Source organism: Streptomyces sp. 11-1-2, assembly GCF_003595545.1.
GTDB lineage: Bacteria > Actinomycetota > Actinomycetes > Streptomycetales > Streptomycetaceae > Streptomyces > Streptomyces hygroscopicus_B.
The window spans coordinates 4930438-4952748 of sequence record NZ_CP022545.1; the positions used below are offsets into that span (position 1 = coordinate 4930438).

Below are 22311 nucleotides of genomic sequence, written 5' to 3' on the forward strand. Positions count from 1 at the left end.
GACAGCGGCGCGGCGATCCGGGTCTCCTTGGTCGCATGTCAGTGACCCACGCGCCCCTGCCGACCCGTGACCACGGGTTCCGCTGCGCTGTGCAGGCTCGCTGTCGCTGTTCGAGCTGTTGATGCCCACCGAGCTCCAGCTTTCTCCGCGTTTCTCTCGCATCGCTTACGGCGTCTCGTCCTGAGACCGCGTTCGCACCGCACTTCGCGCCCTTACCGCGTCCCCTACGGCGCACCTCTCCGCGCCCTTCCCGCCGAGGAACCCCCGCCATGAACAGCGACGTCCAGATCGCCGGTGACCCGCTCGCCATCCCGCATCTGCTGCCGCCCGTACCCGCGCACCCCTCCACCGTCTCCGCCTTCGCGGGCCTGGCCCGCACCATCGCGGCCGACCGCGACGGCTGGGCGTCCCTCGTCGAGTACGACGCCACCAGCCGGTGGTACCACCGGCTGCGCACCGGCCCCGGCTATGAGGTGTGGCTGCTCAGCTGGGTGCCCGGACAGGGCAGCGGAGCCCATGACCACGGCCGCTCCTCCGGGGTGCTGACCGTGCTCCAGGGCGAGCTCACCGAACGGGTGGGAACGCGCGGCGTGCGGCATGCGCTGCGCGCCGGCGCACAGCGCGTCTTCGCGCCCGGTTATGTGCACGACGTCGTCAACGACGCCCTCGAACCGGCCGTCAGTCTGCACATCTACTTCCCCGGGCTGACCGAGATGCCGCTGCACCCCACCCAGAGCGCCGAGTTGTCCGCCCCCGCGCGCCCTGCCGCGGCCCCCGGCACGCTGGGCGTCCCGGGTCGCTGAGCCGCCCCGAACGCCCGCGATGTCCGGGGCTGCTGCCAGACTGTCTCCCATGCGCATTGTGGTTCTGGCAGGCGGTATCGGCGGCGCCCGTTTCCTTCGCGGTCTGATGTCGGCGGCTCCGGACGCCGACATCACCGTCATCGGGAACACCGGCGACGACATCCACCTCTTCGGGCTCAAGGTCTGCCCCGACCTCGACACCGTGATGTACACCCTCGGCGGTGGCATCCACGAGGAGCAGGGGTGGGGCCGGGCCGACGAGACCTTCACCGTCAAGGAGGAGCTGGCGGCGTACGGGGTGGGGCCCGAGTGGTTCGGCCTCGGCGACCGCGACTTCGCCACGCACATAGTCCGTACGCAGATGATCGGCGCGGGCTATCCGCTGAGCGCCGTCACCGAGGCGCTGTGCGCCCGGTGGCAGCCGGGGGTGCGGCTGCTGCCCATGACGGACGACCGCGTCGAGACCCATGTCCTGATCGACGACCCGGACGCCCCGGACGGCGAGAGCCGTAAGGCCGTCCACTTCCAGGAGTACTGGGTGCGGCTGCGCGCCTCCGTGCCCGCCCACGCCGTCGTCCCCGTCGGCGCCGACCAGGCCAAACCGGCGCCCGGCGTCCTGGAGGCCATCGCCGACGCCGACGTCGTCCTCTTCCCGCCGTCCAACCCGGTCGTCAGCGTCGGCACGATCCTCGCCGTGCCCGGCGTGCGCGAGGCCATCGCCGATGCCGGGATCCCGGTCGTGGGCCTGTCCCCCATCGTGGGCGACGCGCCCGTGCGCGGCATGGCCGACAAGGTGCTCGCCGCCGTAGGCGTCGAGTCCACCGCCGCAGCCGTCGCCAAGCACTACGGCTCCGGGCTGCTGGACGGCTGGCTCGTCGACACCGTGGACGCGGGCGCGGTCGACGAGGTCGAGGCCGCCGGGATCCGCTGCCGGGCGATCCCGCTGATGATGACGGACCTTGAGGCCACGGCGGCGATGGCGGCCGAGGCGCTGGTGCTGGCGGAAGAGGTGCGGGGATGAGCGCGTTGCGGGACGGGGTGGCGGGCGTGCCGGGTGGCGCGTCGCAGGAGCTGCCGTCGTATCAGGTGTGGGCCCTCCCCGGTATGCCCGAGGTGCGGCCCGGTGACGACCTCGCCAAGCTCATCGCCGACGCCGCGACCTCCGGCGGTCTGCCGGGGCTCGCGCATGGCGATGTGCTGTTGGTCACCTCCAAGATCGTCAGCAAGGCGGAGGGGCGCGTCGTCGAGGCGACCGACCGCGAGGCGGCCATAGACGCCGAGACGGTGCGGGTCGTGGCGCGACGCGGCCGCACCCGGATCGTCGAGACCCGTCACGGCCTGGTCATGGCCGCCGCCGGGGTCGATGCCTCCAACACCCCTTCCGGCACGGTCCTGTTGCTCCCCGAGGACCCCGACGCCTCGGCGCGGGCGATCCGGGCCGGGCTGCGGGAAGTACTCGGCGTGGAGGTCGGCGTCATCGTCACCGACACCTTTGGCCGACCGTGGCGGACCGGGGTCACCGACGTCGCCATCGGGGCCGCCGGTGTGCGGGTCCTGGACGATCTGCGCGGCGGCGTCGACGCGTACGGAAACGCGCTGAGCGCGACCATCGTCGCCACCGCCGATGAGCTGGCCGCGGCGGGTGACCTGGTCAAGGGCAAGGCCGAGGGGTTGCCGGTGGCGGTGCTGCGGGGGCTTCCGCAGGTGGTCGCGTTCGAGGGGCTGGGCGACGGGCCTGACGGAGCGAGCGGGCTTGGCGGGTCTGACGGAGCAGCAGGCGGGCTTGGCGAGTCTGACGGGGCGGACGAGGCGGACGGGCTTGGCGGCTCTGGTGAGCACGAGGTCGATGAAGGCGCGCGGGCGCTGGTGCGCGGTGCCGCGGACGACATGTTCCGGCTGGGCACCTCCGAGGCCGTGCGGGAGGCCGTGACGCTGCGCCGTACGGTCCGGGAGTTCACCGACGAGCCGGTGGACGGCTCGGCGGTGCGGCGTGCGGTCGCCGCCGCCGTCACCGCACCGGCGCCGCACCATACGACGCCGTGGCGCTTCGTCCTGCTGGAGTCGGAGGAGTCGCGGACGCGGCTGCTGGACGCGATGCGGGATGCCTGGATCGCCGACCTGCGGGGGGACGGCTTCTCCGAGGAGAGCATCGCCAAGCGGGTGCGGCGCGGCGATGTGCTGCGCAAGGCGCCGTACCTGGTGGTCCCGTGCCTGGTCGCGGACGGCGCCCACACCTACCCCGACCCGCGGCGGAACACGGCGGAGCGCGAGATGTTCGTGGTCGCGGCGGGCGCCGGGGTGCAGAACCTGCTGGTCGCGCTGGCGGGTGAAGGGCTGGGGTCGGCGTGGGTGTCGTCCACGATGTTCTGCCGCCCGGTGGTGCGTGAGGTACTGGGCCTGCCGGACGACTGGGACCCGATGGGCACGGTCGCGGTGGGCCAGGCGGCAGTTCCGCCGGTGGCACGGCCGGAGCGGGGGGTCGCGGGGTTCGTGGTGGTGCGGTAGGACGTCGGGTCCGGGGGGCGGGGGCGGGGGTCGAGGTGGGGGTCTGGGCGGGAGGTCTGGGCGGGGGTCTGGGCAGGGGGTCGGGCGGGGGGGGTCGGGCCTGGTGACCGGGGCCGAGGTTGTGCGAGCCGGTTGTGCGGTGGGGTCGTGTGCGCGGGGGCAGGGGGGCGCGCGTTGTGCGGGGTGGGGGCACGGGTGCGAGAGCGTTTGCTGGGGTGCGCCGCGGGGTTGCCCTTGAGGCGGGGGCGCCCTTGGATGCGCGGTGGGGTGTGTGGTGGGTGCGGGTCCGGCTTGCGGGTGCGGGTGCGTGGGTGGTGCGCGGTGGCGTGTGTGGTGGGTGCCGGGTGCGGGGCCTCCGGGGCGGCGCCCTGGACCGTATATTTACGGCGCCATTGGCCGGGGGCGTTGGGTGGGCCGGAGATTGGCGCCACAAATACACGTAAGCGTCCAGGACACCACCCCTGCGACCCCGCCCCCTCCCGCCTCGTCGGCGACCGCCCGCCGGTGGCGCAGGGCGCCTGCCCGTCCTGTGTTCAGCCCCGAGGCCAGGTGCTGGGCCGGGGTGGCAGCGACCCCCCACCCCTCCCGCCGTCCCGCGGCCACCGCCGATGACACCGGGCGCCCGCCCGGCCCACGTCCAGCCCCAGGGCCGGGTGCTGGGCCGGGGTGGCAGCGACCCCCACCCCTCCCGCCGTCCCGCGGCCACCGCCGATGACACCGGGCGCCCGCCCGGCCCACGTCCAGCCCCGAGGCCGGGTGCTGGGCGGAGGTGGGAACGACCCCCACTCCCTGCCGTCGTCTTGCGGCCACCCGCCGGTGGCACAGGCCGCCTGCCCGTCCCCGGCCAGTCCGGGAGTGGGAGCGACCCGCCCCCTACCGCCGTCCCGCGACCATCTGCCAGTGGCGCGAGCCGCCTGTCCGGTTCCGGATCGCCCGAGGACGAGTGCGGCCCTCGCTGGCGACCGTGCCGCGATGACACCGGCCCCGCCCTGGTGGCCCTCCAGGGGCCGAGTGTTGGGCGGGGATGGGCGCGGCCCCGCCCTCCCAGCTCCTCGGCGAGCGGGCGCCAGTGGCACACCCCCGGGGCGGGGGAAGTGTCGATTGGGTGGGTCGTAGGGTGGCGGGGTGTGTGTGAGACGTACCTGGAGCCCTTCGGGGCCCTGCGACCTCGCGCGTAACCTCGGCGTGCTGCAGCGAGGCCCAGGGGATCCCGCGTTTCAGGTCGGCGCGGACGGCGCCTTCTGGCGGGCGAGCCGGACGCCGGCCGGGCCCGGGACCATACGGATCGCGCGCAAAGGTGCGGAGGTCGAAGGCCGGGCCTGGGGGCCGGGCGCGGAGTGGCTGCTGGACGGCCTGCCCGCCCTCCTCGGGGCGGACGACGACCCGTCCGCGTTCGTGCCCCGCCATCGGCTCGTCCACGAGGCGCACCGCCGCCACCCCGGTCTCCGGCTCATCCGCACCGGGCTGGTCCTGGAATCCCTGATTCCATCGATCCTGGAGCAGAAGGTCACCGGCGTCGAGGCGTACCGCGCCTGGCGGCTGCTGCTCCAGCGCCATGGCGAGCCCGCGCCCGGTCCGGCCGAGGGGATGCGGATGCGGGTCATGCCCGATCCGCGTGCCTGGGCGTTGATCCCGTCGTGGGAGTGGCACCGCGCGGGCGTGGACACCAAGCGCTCCTCGACGATCCTGCGGGCCGTCCGGGTCGCCCGACGGCTGGAGGAGGCCACGTCCATGGACCTCGCCACCGCCTCCGCCCGGCTACAACTCATCCCGGGTATCGGGCCCTGGACGGCGGCGGAGACCCTGCAGCGCAGCAATGGCACCCCGGACGCGATCACGGTCGGGGATCTGCATCTGCCGCAGATCGTCGGCTACGCGCTCACCGGAGAGCGGGGTGCGGACGACGAGGCGATGCTCGAACTCCTGGCCCCCTACGCGGGCCAGCGCTACCGCGCGACCCGGCTGATCCTCCTGTCCGGCCGCACCCCACCCCGCCGCGCCCCCCGCTTCGCGGTCAGGGACTTCCGGACGATGTAGTCCCCGGTCCGCCTGTCACCGGGCAGGCGATCGGGCCACCGGCGGGAAGCCATCGGTAAGGCGGGAGGCTCCCGCCTCCGCCCAGTATGCGGATCCAGGTGCCACCGGCGGTCCGGAGCCGGGAAAGCGGCCTGTGGCCGGAGGGGCACTCCCCTCGTCCATCCGGCGCCCTCACGCTGAACGCGGGACGGGCTGACGTCCTGTGCCACCGGCGGATGACCGCGGGCCGACGGAAGGGGGCGGGGGGCCGCACCCACCCAACACCCGCCCCCCGGGCTGAACACAGGACGGACAGACGCCCTGCGCCACCGGCGGGCGGTCGCCGACGAGGCGGGAGGGGGCGGGGTCGCAGGGGTGGTGTCCTGGACGCTTACGTGTATTTGTGGCGCCAATCCCCGGCGCACCCAACGCCCCCGGCCAATGGCGCCGTAAATATACGGTCCAGGGCGCCGCCCCGGAGGCCCCGCACCCGGCACCCACCACACACCCCGGGCGCACCACCCACGCACCCGCACCCGCAAGCCGCACCCGGCACCCACCACGCACACCGGGCGCACCACCCACGCACCGCACCCGCAAGCCGCACCCGGCACCCACCACACACCCCACCGCACCGCGCAACCCAGCGCCCCCCAGGGCAACCCCGCCCTACGGCACCCCCGTCACTGGTCGGACGAGAAGCGGACCGCCCCCGCCGGGATGTCCGCCCCGCACCACACGCGTACGCCGTCCCGCAGCTCGTTGTCCGGGCCGACCAGCGCGCCGTCCCCGACCACCGCGCCCTGCAGCACCGTACGGGCACCGATGCGTGCCCCCGCGCCGACGAGCGAGTCGCGCACCTGGGCGCCCTCCTCCACGACGGCGCCCTCCAGCAGCGTGCTGCCGTCGATGCGCGCGCCCGCGCCCACCCGGGCCTGGGGGCCGATGACCGTGCCGCCGGTCAGCTTGGCGTCGCCCGCGACCGAGGCGCTGTCCAGGACGAGGCGGTCACCGCAGCGCCCCGGTACGGCCGGGGAGGGGGCCCGGCCCAGCACCAGGTCCGCGGAGCCGCGGACGAAGGCTTGGGGGGTGCCGAGGTCGAGCCAGTACGTGGAGTCGACCATGCCCTGCAGATGCGCGCCCGCGGCCAGCAGACCGGGGAAGGTCTCGCGTTCGACGGAGACGGGGCGGTCGGCGGGGATGGTGTCGATGACCGAGCGGTTGAAGACGTACGCGCCCGCGTTGATCTGGTCGGTGACGATCTCCTCGGGGGTCTGCGGCTTCTCCAGGAAGGCGGTGACCCGGCCCTGCTCGTCGGTGGGCACCAGCCCGTACGCGCGGGGGTCGGGGACCCGGGTGAGGTGCAGCGAGACATCGGCGCCCGTCGTGCGGTGGTTGTCGACGAGGGCGCGGATGTCGAGGCCGGTGAGGATGTCGCCGTTGAAGATCAGCACCGGGTCGTCGGGGCCCGAGCGCAGCCGGGAGGCGACGTTGCGGATGGCGCCGCCGGTGCCGAGGGGTTCCTCCTCCGTGACGTACTCCAGGTGCAGGCCGAGCGCGGAGCCGTCACCGAAGTACGGCTCGAAGACCTCCGCCAGATAGGAGGTGGCGAGCACGATGTGCTCGACCCCGGCGGCGCGGGCGCGGGCGAGTTGGTGGGTCAGAAACGGAACGCCGGCCGCCGGGACCATCGGCTTGGGAGTGTGCACCGTCATCGGGCGCAACCGGGTTCCCTTGCCGCCGACCAGGAGGATCGCCTCTGGCGATGGCGTTGCTGGCGCAATGGTCACGTAACGTCTCTGCTTCCTGCTGGGGCTCGCCGGTCGGCGGCCAGTGTATGCAGATCCCCGGACCGCGCCTGATCAGCGCCCCTGGAGGCGGGCGGCTGTCTTCCGTACCGAACCGAGCTTCTTGTAGAGGTCCTTGCCCGGGCACTCGGTGGCAAAGCCGTCGCGGTGACCTGCGATCACATGGAGCTTCACGTTGGCGCCCTTTTTGTACTTGTTGCCGCCGCCGGACACCAGATGCGTGGTGCCACGCGGATTTCGCTTGAAGAGGCCCAGTTTCCACGCGGTGAGCTTGGCGATGGCCTTCACGGCCTTGGCCGGGGGCTTCTTGGCGGAGAAAGTACCGAGGACAGCGACGCCCATGCTGTTGGTGTTGAAGCCCAGCGTGTGCGCTCCGCGTACGGCTTTGGTCACACCGCCGGAGCGGCCTTCGTAGATTTTTCCGCACTTGTCGATGGTGAAGTTGTAGCCGTAATCGCGCCATCCCAGGCTCTTCACGTGGTAGCGGTAGATACTGCGCAAAACGGAGGGCGCCTGGGAGCAGCTGTACTTATTGCCCGTCACGGTGTGGTGGATGAAGGCGACCTTCACGGTCTTGCTGTAGACGTGGCCCGTTTCACGGATCTTCTCGTCGGCGCCCCAGCCCGCGCGGGTGACGATGCTGGGCCGCGGCGCGCTGTAGCGGGCGGCGTTCGCCTTGGCCGCCTCCTCGGCGAGTGCGCTGGGCGGCGGGGTGATGGCGCCGGGCGGCGGCGTGGGCTGGGTGGAGTGGGTGGAGGGGTACGGCAGCGGCTTGGCGGATGACCCGGAGGGTCTGGGGGACGGCTTCGCGGACCACCTCGAGGGCCAGGACGGCTTGACGGATGGCCTGGAGGGCCTGGGGGGTCTGAGGGACGGCCTCGCGGACCACCTCGAGGGCCCCCAGGACGGCCCCGCCGACGGCCTCGCACCCGGCGCGGCATCCCTTGCCGTCGGCGCCGGATGCGCCGGAAGGGCACGCAGTACGGCCCGGTCCGGGGGTGGCGGCGCCGGGGCCTCGCCGGGATCGATCAGCTCCAGCCGCAGCCCGGACGGCAGCGCCGCCGACCGGGCACCGGCGCCTGGGCCCCCATCCGCACTCGCGCCTGCGGCAGCACCCCCACCCGCATCCACACCGGCACCCCCACCCGCATCAGCGCCCCCACCCGCATCCGCACCCGCGCCCGCACCCCCGCCCGCCACCGCCACCCCTTCCGGCCGCACCCGCGCCTGCACCCCGTCCGAGTCGCCCACCCACAGCGGTGCGGTGCCGCCGTGGGCCCGTACGCCCCGGAGTTCGGGCGAGTCGGGGTCGGGGCCCTCGTCCCCGTACGGCAGCAGCTCGCGCCATGGGGACCATTCGCCGCCGACCGCGCGGGTGCGGACCTGTACCCGGCCGTGGAGGTCGGCGGAGGGCTGGTCCCAGACGACGCCGACGAGCGAGAACGGCCGTACGCGCGACGCGGCGACCCCCCGGTCGGCCGGGGCCGAGGCAGAGGCCGGGGCCGAAGCGTCGTCGCCGGGCGTGACCACACCCCGGTCGAGTCCGTCCGCCACGAGGGGAAGGAGCGGCAGCGACTGTGTGGAGCCGGAGGATGCGGCGGTCCGCTCGGCCCGGGCGTGGGCGGGGCCGGGATAGACGGCGAGGGGCAGGGCGAGGGCGGCGGTGCACGCGACGCCGATCGAGGATGCCAGGTATGCACGCATGATTGAAATCGTCTACATAAGGGGACAAACCTGTCCATTCGGAAGAGCGGGCACGTCGCGGACCGTCCGCTTGGCCAAGCCCCACCGACCCCGTCCGCGCCGCATCTTCGGCGCGTAGTCTTGCGCGCGTGAACGCCACCGATCGCACCCCCGCCGACCTGCTGGGATCCGCGCTCGCCGCGGACCCGCCCCGCCCGCTCGTGACCTTCTACGACGACGCCACGGGCGAACGTGTCGAACTCTCCGTGGCCACCTTCGCCAATTGGGTGGCGAAGACCGCCAATCTGCTCCAGGACGATCTGGCCGCCGCGCCGGGCGACAGATGCGCACTGCTGCTGCCCGCCCACTGGCAGACCGCCGTGTGGCTGGTGGCCTGCTCCTCGGTCGGGGTCCTCGTGGACATCGGGGGCGACCCGGCCTCCGCCGATCTCGTCGTCAGCGGCCCGGACACCCTCAAGGAGGCACGGGAGTGCTCCGGTGAGCGGGTGGCGCTGTCGCTGCAGCCGCTGGGCGGCCGGTTCCCCCAGCTACCGGAGGGGTTCGCGGACTACGCCGTGGAGGTGCCCAGCCAGGGCGACCGCTTCGCCCCGTACTCCCCGGTGGACCCGGAGGCGCCCGCGCTGGCCGTCGGCGGTGTGGAGCTGACGAGCGCGGAGGTGGTGGAGCGGGCGCAGGCCGACGCCGCGGCGCAGGGGCTCGGGCCCGGTTCACGGATCCTCTCGGGGCTTGCTTACGACCACTGGGAGGGACTGTCGTACGGGCTGTACGCACCGCTGGCCACCGGCGGTTCGGTGGTGCTCTGCCGCCATCTGGACCGGCTGGACGAGAAGGGGCTGGCGGGGCGCAAGGAGAGCGAGCGCGTCACCGCCACCATGCCCTGAGGCCACGGCCACGGCCACAACTCCCTGGGGCCGACCACCCCACCCCGAGCCCCCCGAGACGACCCCGAAACCACTCCGCAGCCGCCCCACCTCAGACCTCAGACCCCACGCCCCACCCCCCTTCCCACCCCTGACCCGTCCGGCGGACCGCGGGCCGAGTCCACGGGCCGCGTCGCCCACCCCGCGCGATGATCTACGGATACGTACAACCATGCACGGGCTTCGCATGTCTGTTCCGTTAATCGGTATCCCGGCATGCGATGCCGCTCCGCCCCCCGGGCGGAAGACGGGTGGGAGGACGCGGACGTGACGACCGACAGCTCTGAGCCTGCGCCGAGACGCAGGCGCCGCTGGCCGCGTGTTCTCGCGCTGGGCGTGGCCATGCTGGTGCTGTCGGTCGCCGGGGCGGGGTGGTGGTTCTACGAGCGCCTCGACGGCAATATCCGCACCGATACCCGGACCGCGGACGAGCTGAGGAAGTACGAGGCCGAGCGGCCGGTGTCGGTGGTGCGGGACGCGCAGAACATCCTGCTGATCGGCTCCGACAACCGGGGCGGCAAGGGCAACGGCAAATACGGCAAGGACACCGGCACTCAGCGCTCGGACACCACGATCCTGCTGCATCTGCAGGCCGGCGGAAAGAGCGCCACCGCCGTCTCCATCCCCCGCGATCTGATGGTGGACATCCCGGCCTGCGACCAGCCGGACGGAAAGCCGAACCGGGCCCGGTTCGCCCAATTCAATTGGGCGTTCGAGGCCGGCGGCGCGGCCTGTTCGATCCGCACCGTCGAGAAGCTGACCGGGATCCGCGTCGACCACCATCTGATCGTGGACTTCAGCGGCTTCAAGCGGCTGGTGAACGCGGTCGGCGGGGTGGAGATGTGCCTGAAGGAGCCCGTGGACGACGATGACGCGCATCTGAAGCTGCCCGCGGGCCGTCAGGTCCTCCACGGGGAGCAGGCGCTGGGCTATGTGCGCGCCCGGTACAGCATCGGCGACGGCAGCGACACGGAGCGCATCGGCAGACAACAGGAGTTCATGGGCTCGCTTGTGAAGAAAGTGCAGAGCAATGGTGTGCTGCTCAATCCGGCGAAGCTGTATCCGGTGCTCAACGCGGCGACGTCCTCGCTGACCACGGATCCGGGGCTGGATTCGCTCAAGGATCTGTACACGCTGGTGCGCGGGGTGCGGGACATCCCGCGGGAGAAGATCCGGTTCCTCACGATTCCGCGGCAGCCCTACACGTACAACAAGAACCGGGATGAGCTCGTCCAGCCCGACGCCGACCGCTTGTTCCGGCAGTTGCGGCTGGATCAGCCGGTGCCGGTGGCCCACACCGTCACGGCCTCGACGGGCGGCGACCAGAAGGCCGGCAACCTCAGCCCGTACCAAGGGACGACGGCCGCGCGAGGCATCTGCGAGTAAAAGCACGTTAAGGGCGGGCCACGAATCGTGAAGGATGAGATAAGGATTGGGCAGAATGCCCAGTTGTAGGGAAGTGGAATTTGTCACCGGCGTCGCTTGACGCTGATCTGGGCGGATAGTGTGAGCGATCCGGTGCGCTCTACGAGGTGGCCGCGCACTGCACCAAGACAGATGGAGCGCCTTGAGGGGGAGGCGCCGCGTGGCACCGACGGAGGACACAGACGACCGTGGACGCGCAAGGCCCTGGCGGGGCAGGTGACTTCGACCCAGCCGATCAGTGGGTGTTCGACCCGAATACGGGCAATTACGAGCTGCGGCTGAACGCCGCCGAGACATCGGCGGACGACACCACGGAGCTGCGACGGGTCTCCAGATCGTCGAGCCGTGACGGCGCCACCGACTCCGAACCCAGGGGGCGCCGGCGGGCGGCCAAACGGGAGTCGGAGAAGGAGAAGGCGACGGGCCCGGTCAGCCGTCGCAAGCCGAAGCCGAAGAAGTCGAAGACGAAGAAGGCGCTGTACTGGGGCAGCGGCACCCTGGCCTTCCTGCTGGTGGGCGGTTCTGCCGCGGCGTACTTCGTCTATCAGCACCTCAACAACAACATCAGCAAGGTCGACGTCGGCGAGAACAACGCCGCGGTCTCCGACGGCCCGATGAACATCCTGCTGATCGGCACCGACCGGCGCGACGGCAAGGGCAACGAGGGGTACGGCGACGCGGGGAGCGTCGGTCACGCCGACACCACGCTGCTCTTCCATGTCTCGGAGGACCGGTCCAACGCGACCGTGCTCTCCATTCCGCGCGACATGATCACCGACATCCCGGACTGCCGTACGAAGCAGAAGGACGGTTCCTTCAAGAGCATCCCGGGCGAGTCGGAGGTGCGCTTCAACACCAGCCTGGGCCAGGAGGGGCGCGACCCCGGCTGCACCTGGCAGACGGTCGAGAAGCTCACCGGGCTGGAGATCGACCACTTCATGATGGCCGACTTCAACGCGGTCAAGGAGATGTCCTCGGCGGTCGGCGGGGTCGAGGTGTGTCTCGCCAAGGACGTCAACGACCCCAAGTCGCATCTGAACCTCAAGAAGGGCCGCCATACGATCAAGGGCGAGGAGGCGCTGGCGTTCGTCCGGACCCGGCACACCGTCGGCTTCGGCGGCGACCTGGACCGCATCAAGCTCCAGCAGCAGTTCCTGAGCTCGCTGATGCGCAAGATGAAGGACAGCGGGACGCTCACCAGCCCGGGCAAGATGTGGGACCTGGCCCAGACCGCCACCAAGGCGCTCACCGTGGACACCGGGATCGGCACCGTCAACAAGCTGGCCTCGCTGGGGAAGAACCTGAGCAAGGTCGACCTCAAGAACGTCACCTTCGCGACCGTCCCGGTCGTCGACAACACCGACGGTGCGACCGTGCTGCTCGACAAGACCAAGGCCGAGCCGCTGTTCTCCATGGTCCGCCAGGACGTGTCCCTGACCGAGGTCAAGAAGAAGGAGAAGGCGGCCAAGGACGAGCAGGCGGCGCGGCTGAAGGGGCCCAAGTCCGATCCCGCCGATGTCCGGGTCAAGGTGCTCAACGGCAGCGGGCAGTTCGGCGCCGCCCAGGAGACCGTCGACTGGATGCAGAACACCGAGGGGATGCTCCTCACCAGCAACGGCGGAAACGCTCCGGCAGAGCTGAAGAAGTCGACGCTCGAGTACGCTCCCAACCAGGCCGACCAGGCGCGTCGGCTGGCCGACAGCATGGGGCTGCCCGCCTCCGCCATGAAGGAAGGCACGAAGGACGCCGAGCCGAAGGCGGAGATGAATCTGACGCTGGGCGCGGACTTCAAGGGCGCCGGCACACCGATCTCCGCTCCGGCGAAGGCGCCGAAGGACATTCAGAGGGTCGAGGCCGACGACAAGAACGTCTGCGCCAAGTGACCTCACCGGCCAATCCACCCTCTTCCATTGGGCCGGACGACAGACAGACGGCAGGAGGCCCGATGCGGCAGAGCAGTGTGCGGGGGAAAAGAGGGCGGCGGGCCACCGTTCCCGAACCCCGTGAGCACGGTGAGGACGACAGCCCGCCGCAAGGGGAGGGCCTCGCGTCGAACGGCGCGGGGCGCCGGCCGGGCGGTCGGCTGCGGCCAAAGCCAAAGCGGAGTCGCGGGGTGCGGATCCTGCGCTGGACCGCCCTGACGCTGGCCGTGCTGGTACTCGGCGGGGCCGGCGCCGGATACTTCTACTACGAACACCTGAACGGCAATCTGAAGAAGGCGGATCTGGACCTCGGCGACAGCAAGCTCGGCAGACCCGAGCCCAACGCCGCCGGACAGACCCCCCTCAACATCCTGCTCGTCGGCTCCGACGGCCGGAACACCGCGGAGAACATCAAGCTCGGCGGCGCCAAGCGGGACGCGGACCGCAAACCGCTGGCCGATGTGCAGATGCTGGTGCATGTCTCGGCCGACCGCAGCAATATGTCGGTGGTCAGCATTCCGCGCGACACCCGGGTGACCATCCCCCGGTGCACCGATCCGGAGGACGGGACGGTCTACCCGAAGACCGTGGGGCCCATCAACGAGTCGCTCCAGTACGGCGGTCCGGGCTGCACGGTCGCCACCTGGAAGGAACTCACCGGCGTCTACGTCGATCACTTCATGATGATCGACTTCTCCGGGGTGGTCTCCATTGCGGACGCCATCGGCGGCGTACCGGTGTGCGTGAACAACAACGTCTACTCCCATGACAGCGAGGGCCACGGCTCCGGTCTGAAGCTGACCAAGGGCACCCACAACGTCAAGGGCGTCCAGGCGCTCCAGTGGCTGCGCACCCGCTACGGCTTCGAGGACAACACCGACATAGGCCGGGCCAAGGCCCAGCACATGTACATGACCTCGATGATCCGCCAGCTCAAATCGGGGACCAAGCTCAGCGACCCGGGCAAGCTGATGGACCTCACGGAGGCCGCCACCAAGGCGCTGACTGTCGACCACGGCCTCGGCTCCCCCAAGAAGCTGTACGACCTGGGCAATGACCTCAAGCGGGTGCCGACCAAGCGCACCACCATGATCACCATGCCCTGGGTGTACGGCGAAGGCGAGAAGTACGTGCTGCCCAAGCCGGGCGACGCCGAGCAGACCTTCTCGCTGCTGCGCAACGACATAAGCCTGGACGGCAAGGACAAGAAGAAGCCCGACGCGACCCCGAAGCCCACCGCGCCCAAGGACCAGCTCCCGGTGGTGGTGCAGAACGGCACCGCCAGCACCGTCCTGGGGCCGGCCTCCGGCCGGGCCTCGGAGATCACATCCGAGCTGGTGCGGCTGGGCTACGCCAAGGCCACCGCGAACTCGGTGCTGATCTCGCAGGCCGACACCACCGTCCTCTACCCGGGCGAGGACCGGCAGGGCGACGGCCTGGCGGTGGCCAAGGCGCTGAAGCTGCCGAAGTCCGCGGCGAAGTCGTCGACGTCGGTCCAGGAGATCACCGTGGTGGTCGGCAACGACTGGCGCCAGGGCGCCACCTATCCGAAGGCGGCGACGGACGACGGCAGCAAGACGCCCGAGAGCGCGGACGCGCTCAACGGCGAGCAGAAGGGCTGTATGAAGGTCAACTCGGGCTACAGCTTCTGACGCCCCTGTGAGGGCACGACGCCCCCGTGACGGCACGACAAAGGGGCCGGACCCGCGGCGGGTCCGGCCCCTTCGCGTAGGGCTACGGGGCCATGACCGCCGGACGGCGGCTGGCGATGACCCGCTTGGCGAGCGCGCGCGGGCTGGTCAGAAAGCCCCAGCCCCAGGACATGTGCATGGTCGCGAGCGCCACCGGGACCCGCAGCCGGGCCATCGCCGGAAGCCCCTTGCCCGCCGGGATCGAGCCCGCGACGATCGCGGCCAGATAGCCGCCGGGGATCACGAAGGCCCACGGGGTGACGGCCGCGCCCACCACGATGCCCGCCGCGATGGCGACGACGGCGGTCGGCGGGGCGAGATAGCGCAGATTGATCGAGCCCTGATGGAAGCGGGCGACGACATGGCGCCAGCGCCCGTAGTCCTTGTACTGCTTGGCCAGGGCCCGCACGCTCGGCCGCGGCCGGTAGGAGACCTTCAGCTCGGGCGAGAACCAGATCAGCCCGCCGGCCTCGCGGATCCGGAAGTTCAGCTCCCAGTCCTGGGCGCGGATGAACTCCTCGTTGTAGCCGCCCTGTTGCTCCAGCGCCTCGCGCCGGAAGACGCCCAGATAGACGGTCTCGGCGGGGGCCGCGTCGCCGCCGGTGTGGAAGGCGGCGTTACCCACCCCGATCTTGGAGGTCATGGCGGCGGCGACGGCCTTCTCCCAGTCGTTCTCGCCCTCGGCGTGCATGATCCCGCCGACGTTCTGCGCGCCGGTCTCCTCCAGGAGCCGGACGGCGGTCGCGATGTAGTTCGGCGAGAGCATGCCGTGGCCGTCGACCCGCACCACCACCGGATGGCGGGATGCCTTGATCGCCGCGTTCAGGGCGGCGGGGGTGCGGCCCGTGGGATTGGGGACCGTATGCACCCGGGGGTCCTCCGCCACCAGTTCGGCGGCGATCTCGTCGGTACGGTCCGCGGACGGGCCGAGCGCGATCACCACCTCCATCTCACCGTCGTACTCCTGCTCCAGGATGTGCCGCACGGCGTTGCGCAGATGGCGTTCCTCATTGAGCACCGGCATGATCACGGAGACGGCCGGGAGCTGATGCGGGGGCATGGCACCTCGGGGTTCGGGGGCCGGGCCCCAGGAGACTGGGGGTGGGGCCCCAAAAGGCTGCGATATCGCGCCCACGTTACCGCGAATGGTGGACACCGGGACGCGCCGCCCGGGTGGCAGCGCGCCACCCGGGCGGCGTGGGGCCGTCAAAGCGATCGTCGTATGGGCCTACGGTGAGGCGGTTCCGCCCAGCCCACCCGTTCGCCCACCCGTTCACGGAGGTCCCCGGAGTGAGTGCACCGGCCCGATCGCCGCGCCCGCCGCGCCCCCGCTCCCGCCGCCCCCGCTGGGGGCTGCGGCTCGCCACGGGCGGCGCCGCTCTGGTGCTGGCGGTCAGCGGCATCGGGCATCTGCTGGTCAGTGAGCTCGAATCCGGGATCCACCGGGTGGATGCCTTCGGCGGCCTGGACAACCGTCCGAAGAACACCGGCGGGGGCGTCAACTTCCTCGTGGTCGGCACGGACGGACGGGAGAAGATCACGCCTCGGGAGAAGGCGCTGTACCGGCTGGGCGGAGCCCCCTGCCGCTGCACCGACACGATCATGCTGATGCATCTGTCGGCCGACCACCGCCGGGTCAGCGCGGTCAGCCTGCCCCGCGACTCGTACGCCCAGATCCCCGCGTACACCGACGCCACCGGCAAGCGCCATCCGCACCATCCGCGGAAGCTCAACGCCGCGTACGCCGAGGGCGGGCCGAGCCTGACCGTGCGCACCGTGGAGCAGCTGACCGGCATCCACATCGACCACTACCTCGAGGTGGACTTCACCAGCTTCATGAAGACGGTCGATGTGCTCGGCGGGGTCAAGATCTGCACCGCGCGGCCGCTCAAGGACGACCACACGGGGCTTGACCTGGCGGCCGGCACCCATGTCCTGAACGGCGGCCAGGCGCTGCAGTACGTCCGCTCCCGGCATGTCGACGGCACCTCCGACCTGGGCCGGATCCAGCGCCAGCAGCGCTTCCTGGCCGCCGTGGTCCACCAGACCACGGCCGGTGGCATCCTGCTCAACCCGGTGCGGTTCAACCGGGTGGCCGGGGCCCTGCTGGGCTCGGTCCGCGCCGACCACGGCTTCGGGGCGGCGGACATGGTCGCCCTGGGGCGGGCGATGAGCGGCGTCACCCCCTCGTCCTCGGAGTTCGCCTCGGTTCCGGTGATCCTGCCCGGCGTCCCGGTGAAGGGGGCCGGCTCCACACTGCGCTGGGACCAGCCCAAGGCCGAGCGGCTCTTCACCACCCTCCGCGAGGACCGGCCGCTGGTCGCCCACCGGCCGAAGCGTCCCGGCGCCACCCCGGTCGACGTGGACCCGGGCCGGGTCCGGGTCCATGTGCTCAACGGCACCGATACGGCGGGGCTCGCCCGCCGCGCGGACCGCGCGCTGCACGCCACCGGCTTCGCCACCACCGGCTCCCCCGCCGACGCCGCGACCCCCGACGTCCGGCGCACGGTGATCGTGTACGACCCCGTCTGGGACCGCTCGGTGCGCTCGCTGGCCGCCGCGCTGCCCGGGGCCCGGCTGAAGCCGGTGGTCGGGCAGGGCGCCGTGATGCAGATCACGATCGGCGCGGACTACACGGGTGTGCGGCCGGTCCGGGTCGAGAAGCCGCGGAGCGACACGGCCGGGTTCGGGGCCATCACCGGCGACGAGGTCGTCTGCCCCGAGGGCGCCACTCGCTCTCTCTGACCCGAGGGGTCATCGCCCGGCGTCCTCGGTGTCGTCGTCGGCGCGCGGGGCGACGCGCCGGGCGCGGAGTTCCTTGATCGCGCGGCGGCGGGCCAGCCGGTGGGTCCGGCGGATCTCGGCCTCCTGGTAGCGCCGCTTGTCCCGCTCGGTCTCCGGGATGACCGGGGGCACCGGCCGGGGCTTGCCGTCGGCGTCGACGGCGGCGAAGACGAGATAGGCGCTGCCGACCTGGGTGGCGGGCGTGGACTCGTTCCACCGCTCGGCCAGCACCCGCACCCCGATCTCCATGGAGGACCGGCCGGTCCAGTTGACCTGAGCCTTCACATGAACGAGGTCGCCGACCCTGACCGGTTCGAGGAAGACCATCTCGTCCATCGACGCGGTGACCGCGGGCCCCTCGGAGTGGCGTCCGGCGACCGCTCCGGCCGCGTCGTCCACCAGTTTCATGATCACGCCGCCGTGGACGGTACCGAGGAGATTGGTGTCACTGCCCGTCATGATGTGTGACAGCGTGGTACGGGAGGCGGAGGTGGGCTTTCCCGGAAGCTCCGGTTCCGCACCGTGGGCCTGATTGGTCATGCCGTCCACCTTATGCGGACCAGATTCTTATCAGGTCTGCAACAGCCGTGCCCCGATCCGGCCCCCGCCCTGTAAGGCGACCCACCCGACCAGGCACACTGCCTTGCATGAGCGAATGGCCCCAGGGATCGACCGGCGACCGCAGCGGCCGGTACGGACGTGGTAGCGGCAGCCCTGACCCAGAGGGGGCGCGTGCTATGCCGCAAGTGAGGCGCTCGGCGCCCGGTGCGGGCGGTCCGCCGCCGTACAACGAGCCGCCGCTGCCGCCCGACCTCTCGCCCCACGGCACCATTCCGCGGCAGCAGGCGTCCCAGGGCTATGACGACTACGACGACGGCTACAACACGGGGCAGGTCTACGGCCACGGCCCCGGCGGACCGGGCGGCGGCGACCCCCACGGCCCCGGCGGTCCGGGCGGCCCCGGCCCGCGTCCGGTGAGGCCGAAGAACTGGAAGCGCCGGATAACCATCGGCCTGGTCACCCTGGTCGTCCTGCTGCTCGCCGTCGGCATCGGCACCTACATCTGGGCCGACTCCAAGCTCCGCAACGAGGTGGACCTGAGCAAGGTCGAGGACCGGCCGGGCGGCGGCAAGGGAACCAACTACCTCATCGTGGGTTCGGACAGCCGCGAGGGCATGTCCGACGAGGACAAGAAGAAGCTGCACACCGGCTCGGCCGATGGCCGCCGCACCGACTCCATGATCCTTCTCCATGTCGGTGAGAACGGGAACACCATGGTCAGCCTCCCGCGTGACTCCTGGGTCACCATCCCGGCCTTCACCGGCTCGGAGAGCGGCCGGCGGATCCCGCAGAGCCAGAACAAGCTGAACGCGTCGTACTCCTCCGAGGGCCCCTCGCTGCTCGTCCGCACGATCGAGTACAACACCGGCCTGAAGATCGACCACTACGCGGAGATCGGCTTCGACGGCTTCGCCAATCTCGTGGACGGGGTCGGCGGCGTCGACATCGACGTCCCGCAGGACATGAAGGACAAGAAGTCCGGCAATGACCTGAAGAAGGGCAAGCAGACGCTGGACGGCCAGCAGGCGCTCGCCTTCGTCCGGCAGCGCTACGGCCTCGCGGGCGGCGACCTGGACCGCACCAAGAACCAGCAGAAGTTCCTCTCCGCGCTGGCCAACAAGGCGGCCTCGCCGAGCACGATCATGAACCCCTTCAAGCTCTACCCGACGATGGGCGCCGGCCTGGACAACCTGGTCGTCGACAAGGACATGAGCCTGTGGGACGTGAAGGACATGTTCTTCGCGATGAAGAGCGTCTCCGGCGGTGACGGCAAGCAGATGAACATGCCGATCTCCAACCCGGGCCTGGCCACCTCCAAGGGCAGCGCGGTGCAGTGGGACATGACCAAGGTCAAGCAGCTCATGGGCGAGCTGAAGAACGACGACACGGTCACGGTCTCCAGCAACTGATCCGAGCGGGAGAGACGAGCGGCGCCGGGCCCGTCGGGCCCGGCGCCGCTCGTTCGTATCGACGGACTACGGCAGGTTGCGCGCCATCACGATGCGCTGGACCTGGTTGGTGCCCTCGTAGATCTGCGTGATCTTGGCGTCGCGCATCATCCGCTCGAGCGGGTAGTCACGGGTGTAGCCGTAGCCGCCGAGGAGCTGGACGGCGTCCGTGGTGATCTCCATGGCGGCGTCCGAGGCGTAGCACTTGGCCGCGGCGCCGAAGAACGTCAGGTCCTCCTTGCCGCCTCCGGCGGAGACCCGCTCGGACTTGGCCGCCGCCGCGTAGGTGAGCTGCCGGGCGGCCTCCAGCTTCATGGCCATGTCGGCGAGCATGAACTGGACGCCCTGGAAGTCGCCGATCGGCTTGCCGAACTGCTTGCGCTCCTGGACGTACCCCTTGGCGTAGTCCAGGGCGCCCTGGGCGATGCCGAGGGCCTGCGCGGCGATGGTGATCCGGGTGTGGTCGAGGGTCTTCATCGCGGTGGCGAAGCCGGTGCCCTCGGCGCCGATCATCCGGTCGGCGGGAATCCGGACGTTGTCGAGATAGACCTCACGGGTCGGGGAGCCCTTGATACCGAGCTTCTTCTCCGGGGCGCCGAAGGAGACGCCCGGGTCGGACTTCTCGACGACGAAGGCGGAGATGCCCTTGGAGCGCTTCTCGGGGTCGGTGACGGCCATCACCGTGTAGTACTCGGAGACCCCGGCGTTGGTGATCCAGCGCTTGACGCCGTTGAGGACGTAGAAGTCGCCGTCGCGCACCGCCTTGGTCTTCATCCCCGCCGCGTCCGAGCCCGCGTCCGGCTCGGAGAGGCAGTAGGAGAACATCGCGTCGCCCTTGGCGAGCGGGGCCAGGTACTTCTTCTTCAGCTCCTCGGAGGCGGAGAGGATGACCGGCAGCGACCCCAGCTTGTTGACCGCGGGGATCAGGGAGGACGAGGCGCAGACCCGGGCGACCTCCTCGATGACGATCACGGTGGCCAGCGCGTCCGCGCCGGAGCCGCCGTAGGACTCGGGGACGTGCACCGCGTGCAGATCGTTCGCGACCAGGGCGTCGAGCGCCTCCTGGGGGAAGCGGGCCCCCTCGTCGACCTCTGCCGCGAAGGGGGCTATCTTCGCCTCGGCGAGAGAGCGGACGGCGTCCCGGAGCATGTCATGCTCCTCGGACGGCCGGTACAGGTCGAAGTCGTTCACCGAGGACGCCAAGCCTCTCACTCCCCAAGAGTGCTAACTACCGTTAAGTAACTGAATTCTAGGGGCGACGCCCCGGTAGGTATACGTGAGTTACCTGACAGAGTCGGCTGAGCCCGTCCCGGGGTCCCGACTATGCTCAGGCACCGCATCTGCGATCGACCGTTCTGGAGCACTGCATGGCCCTCAAGATCACTGTGATCGGCACCGGCTACCTCGGCGCCACCCACGCAGCGGCCATGGCGGAACTGGGCTTCGAGGTGCTCGGCCTCGACATCGTGCCCGAGAAGATCGCGATGCTCACCGAGGGCCGGGTGCCCATGTACGAGCCCGGCCTCGAGGACCTGCTGCGGCGCCACGTCGCGGGGATCGAGGGCGCCACCGGGCGGCTGCGCTTCACCACCTCCTACGAGGAGGCCGGGGAGTTCGGCGACATCCACTTCATCTGCGTGAACACCCCGCAGAAGCACGGCGAGTACGCCTGTGACATGAGTTACGTGAACGCCGCGGTGGACTCGCTCGCCCCGCATCTGCGCCGCCCCGCGCTGGTCGTGGGCAAGTCCACGGTGCCGGTCGGCAGCGCCGACCTGCTCGCGGCCCGGCTGGCCGAGCTGGCCCCGGTGGGAGCGGACGCGGAGCTCGCCTGGAACCCGGAGTTCCTGCGCGAGGGGTTCGCCGTCCAGGACACCCTGCACCCGGACCGGATCGTGGTCGGCGTCGCCGGCGACCGGGCCGAGAAGCTGCTCCGCGAGGTGTACGAGACGCCCATCGCCGAGGGCTCGCCCTTCGTGGTGACCGACTTCCCGACCGCCGAGCTGGTGAAGGTCGCGGCGAACTCCTTCCTGGCGACGAAGATCTCCTTCATCAACGCCATGGCCGAGGTCTGCGAGGCCGCGGGCGGCGATGTGGTCAAGCTGGCCGAGGCAATCGGCTACGACGAGCGCATCGGCAAGAAGTTCCTGCGGGCCGGGATCGGCTTCGGCGGCGGCTGTCTGCCCAAGGACATCCGTGCCTTCATGGCGCGCGCCGGTGAGCTCGGCGCCGACCAGGCGCTGACCTTCCTCCGCGAGGTCGACTCGATCAACATGCGGCGCCGCGGCCACATGGTCGAGCTGGCCCGCGAGGCCGTCGGCGGCAGCTTCCTGGGCAAGCGGGTCGCCGTGCTGGGCGCGGCCTTCAAGCCGGACTCCGACGACGTCCGGGACTCCCCCGCACTCAACGTGGCCGGTCAGATACAGCTCCAGGGCGCCCAGGTCACCGTCTTCGACCCCAAGGGCATGGAGAACGCCCGGGCCCTCTTCCCGACCCTCGCCTACGCGGCGACGGCGGCCGATGCGGCACAGGGCGCCCATGCGGTGCTGCATCTCACCGAGTGGCGCGAGTTCCGCGAGCTGGACCCGGCGGCCCTCGGCAGCGTCGTCGCCGAGCGCCGCATCCTGGATGGGCGCAACGCCCTGGACCCCGACCACTGGCGCGAGGCCGGCTGGACCTACCGCGCGCTGGGGCGCCCGCTGGCGTAGCCGTCGCCCTCCCCCG

16 protein-coding genes are annotated in these 22311 nt (G+C 71.2%); 11 read left to right on the forward strand and 5 right to left on the reverse strand.

The window, feature by feature from the left end; all coding sequences use genetic code 11:
* Positions 1-269: 269 nt before the first annotated feature.
* The 4 genes from CGL27_RS20540 (at position 270) to CGL27_RS20555 (ending at position 5345) form a co-directional block, all read left to right on the forward strand.
* Positions 270-803 carry a cysteine dioxygenase family protein gene (locus tag CGL27_RS20540; RefSeq protein ID WP_119989164.1) on the forward strand — a complete coding sequence of 178 codons (534 nt, stop codon included), beginning with the start codon at positions 270-272 and terminating at the stop codon, positions 801-803.
* A gap of 49 nt (positions 804-852) precedes the next feature.
* The gene (cofD, locus tag CGL27_RS20545; protein ID WP_078641832.1) at positions 853-1824 is read left to right on the forward strand and encodes a 2-phospho-L-lactate transferase; all 972 of its coding nucleotides are present in this window, start codon (positions 853-855) and stop codon (positions 1822-1824) included.
* The gene (locus tag CGL27_RS20550) at positions 1821-3308 is read left to right on the forward strand and encodes a coenzyme F420-0:L-glutamate ligase (RefSeq protein WP_205587725.1); all 1488 of its coding nucleotides are present in this window, start codon (positions 1821-1823) and stop codon (positions 3306-3308) included. Before cofD ends, CGL27_RS20550 begins: the two co-directional genes overlap by 4 nt.
* 1125 nt (positions 3309-4433) lie before the next feature.
* Positions 4434-5345, forward strand: a complete 912-nt coding sequence (locus CGL27_RS20555) for a DNA-3-methyladenine glycosylase (protein ID WP_119989166.1) — start codon at positions 4434-4436, stop codon at positions 5343-5345.
* A 662-nt stretch (positions 5346-6007) separates the two neighbouring features.
* On the opposite strand, the gene CGL27_RS20560 is transcribed toward CGL27_RS20555, so the two are convergent.
* Both CGL27_RS20560 and CGL27_RS20565 read right to left on the reverse strand, forming a co-directional pair.
* Positions 6008-7114 (reverse strand): NDP-sugar synthase, encoded by a 1107-nt coding sequence (locus CGL27_RS20560; RefSeq protein WP_078641835.1) that lies wholly within the window; start codon positions 7112-7114, stop codon positions 6008-6010.
* Positions 7115-7186: 72 nt separating this feature from the next.
* The gene (locus tag CGL27_RS20565; protein WP_119989167.1) at positions 7187-8836 is read right to left on the reverse strand and encodes a peptidoglycan recognition protein; all 1650 of its coding nucleotides are present in this window, start codon (positions 8834-8836) and stop codon (positions 7187-7189) included.
* A gap of 128 nt (positions 8837-8964) precedes the next feature.
* Here CGL27_RS20565 and CGL27_RS20570 point away from each other — a divergent pair, with 128 nt between their 5' ends.
* The 4 genes from CGL27_RS20570 to CGL27_RS20585 all read left to right on the forward strand — a co-directional run bounded on the left by CGL27_RS20570 (position 8965) and on the right by CGL27_RS20585 (position 14755).
* A complete protein-coding gene (locus tag CGL27_RS20570) occupies positions 8965-9717 on the forward strand; it encodes a TIGR03089 family protein (protein ID WP_078641836.1) in 753 nt (250 codons plus the stop codon).
* Positions 9718-10023: 306 nt separating this feature from the next.
* Positions 10024-11142: an LCP family protein gene (locus CGL27_RS20575; protein WP_119989169.1), complete on the forward strand. Its 1119-nt coding sequence runs from the start codon at positions 10024-10026 to the stop codon at positions 11140-11142.
* Positions 11143-11369: 227 nt separating this feature from the next.
* Positions 11370-13064 (forward strand): LCP family protein, encoded by a 1695-nt coding sequence (locus CGL27_RS20580; protein WP_119989171.1) that lies wholly within the window; start codon positions 11370-11372, stop codon positions 13062-13064.
* A gap of 62 nt (positions 13065-13126) precedes the next feature.
* Positions 13127-14755: an LCP family protein gene (locus CGL27_RS20585; protein WP_119989173.1), complete on the forward strand. Its 1629-nt coding sequence runs from the start codon at positions 13127-13129 to the stop codon at positions 14753-14755.
* An 82-nt stretch (positions 14756-14837) separates the two neighbouring features.
* Here the strand turns inward: CGL27_RS20585 and CGL27_RS20590 are convergent, their stop codons facing one another.
* Complete coding sequence (locus CGL27_RS20590) at positions 14838-15854, reverse strand: glycosyltransferase family 2 protein (protein WP_078641840.1); 1017 nt, start codon at positions 15852-15854, stop codon at positions 14838-14840.
* Between the two features lie 230 nt (positions 15855-16084).
* Here CGL27_RS20590 and CGL27_RS20595 point away from each other — a divergent pair, with 230 nt between their 5' ends.
* Entirely contained in the window at positions 16085-17539 is a 1455-nt protein-coding gene (locus CGL27_RS20595) for an LCP family protein (RefSeq protein WP_119989174.1), read from the forward strand.
* Between the two features lie 9 nt (positions 17540-17548).
* Here CGL27_RS20595 and CGL27_RS20600 read toward each other — a convergent pair whose 3' ends face one another.
* Complete coding sequence (locus tag CGL27_RS20600) at positions 17549-18118, reverse strand: acyl-CoA thioesterase (protein ID WP_078641842.1); 570 nt, start codon at positions 18116-18118, stop codon at positions 17549-17551.
* A 107-nt stretch (positions 18119-18225) separates the two neighbouring features.
* Between CGL27_RS20600 and CGL27_RS20605 the strand changes: the two genes are divergently transcribed.
* Complete coding sequence (locus CGL27_RS20605; RefSeq protein WP_162953032.1) at positions 18226-19548, forward strand: LCP family protein; 1323 nt, start codon at positions 18226-18228, stop codon at positions 19546-19548.
* Between the two features lie 66 nt (positions 19549-19614).
* Here CGL27_RS20605 and CGL27_RS20610 read toward each other — a convergent pair whose 3' ends face one another.
* Entirely contained in the window at positions 19615-20790 is a 1176-nt protein-coding gene (locus CGL27_RS20610) for an acyl-CoA dehydrogenase family protein (protein ID WP_078641844.1), read from the reverse strand.
* A gap of 164 nt (positions 20791-20954) precedes the next feature.
* Here CGL27_RS20610 and CGL27_RS20615 point away from each other — a divergent pair, with 164 nt between their 5' ends.
* Positions 20955-22295: a UDP-glucose/GDP-mannose dehydrogenase family protein gene (locus tag CGL27_RS20615; protein ID WP_119989176.1), complete on the forward strand. Its 1341-nt coding sequence runs from the start codon at positions 20955-20957 to the stop codon at positions 22293-22295.
* Positions 22296-22311: the final 16 nt, after the last annotated feature.

Coding starts and splice junctions, on each gene's coding strand:
- CGL27_RS20540 (WP_119989164.1), top strand. CDS start 270: ATGAACAGCGACGTCCAGATCGCCGGTGACCCGCTCGCCATCCCGCAT.
- CGL27_RS20585 (WP_119989173.1), top strand. CDS start 13,127: ATGCGGCAGAGCAGTGTGCGGGGGAAAAGAGGGCGGCGGGCCACCGTT.
- CGL27_RS20605 (WP_162953032.1), top strand. CDS start 18,226: ATGAGCGAATGGCCCCAGGGATCGACCGGCGACCGCAGCGGCCGGTAC.
- CGL27_RS20550 (WP_205587725.1), top strand. CDS start 1,821: ATGAGCGCGTTGCGGGACGGGGTGGCGGGCGTGCCGGGTGGCGCGTCG.
- CGL27_RS20600 (WP_078641842.1), bottom strand. CDS start 18,118: ATGACCAATCAGGCCCACGGTGCGGAACCGGAGCTTCCGGGAAAGCCC.
- CGL27_RS20565 (WP_119989167.1), bottom strand. CDS start 8,836: ATGCGTGCATACCTGGCATCCTCGATCGGCGTCGCGTGCACCGCCGCC.
- cofD (WP_078641832.1), top strand. CDS start 853: ATGCGCATTGTGGTTCTGGCAGGCGGTATCGGCGGCGCCCGTTTCCTT.
- CGL27_RS20615 (WP_119989176.1), top strand. CDS start 20,955: ATGGCCCTCAAGATCACTGTGATCGGCACCGGCTACCTCGGCGCCACC.
- CGL27_RS20590 (WP_078641840.1), bottom strand. CDS start 15,854: ATGCCCCCGCATCAGCTCCCGGCCGTCTCCGTGATCATGCCGGTGCTC.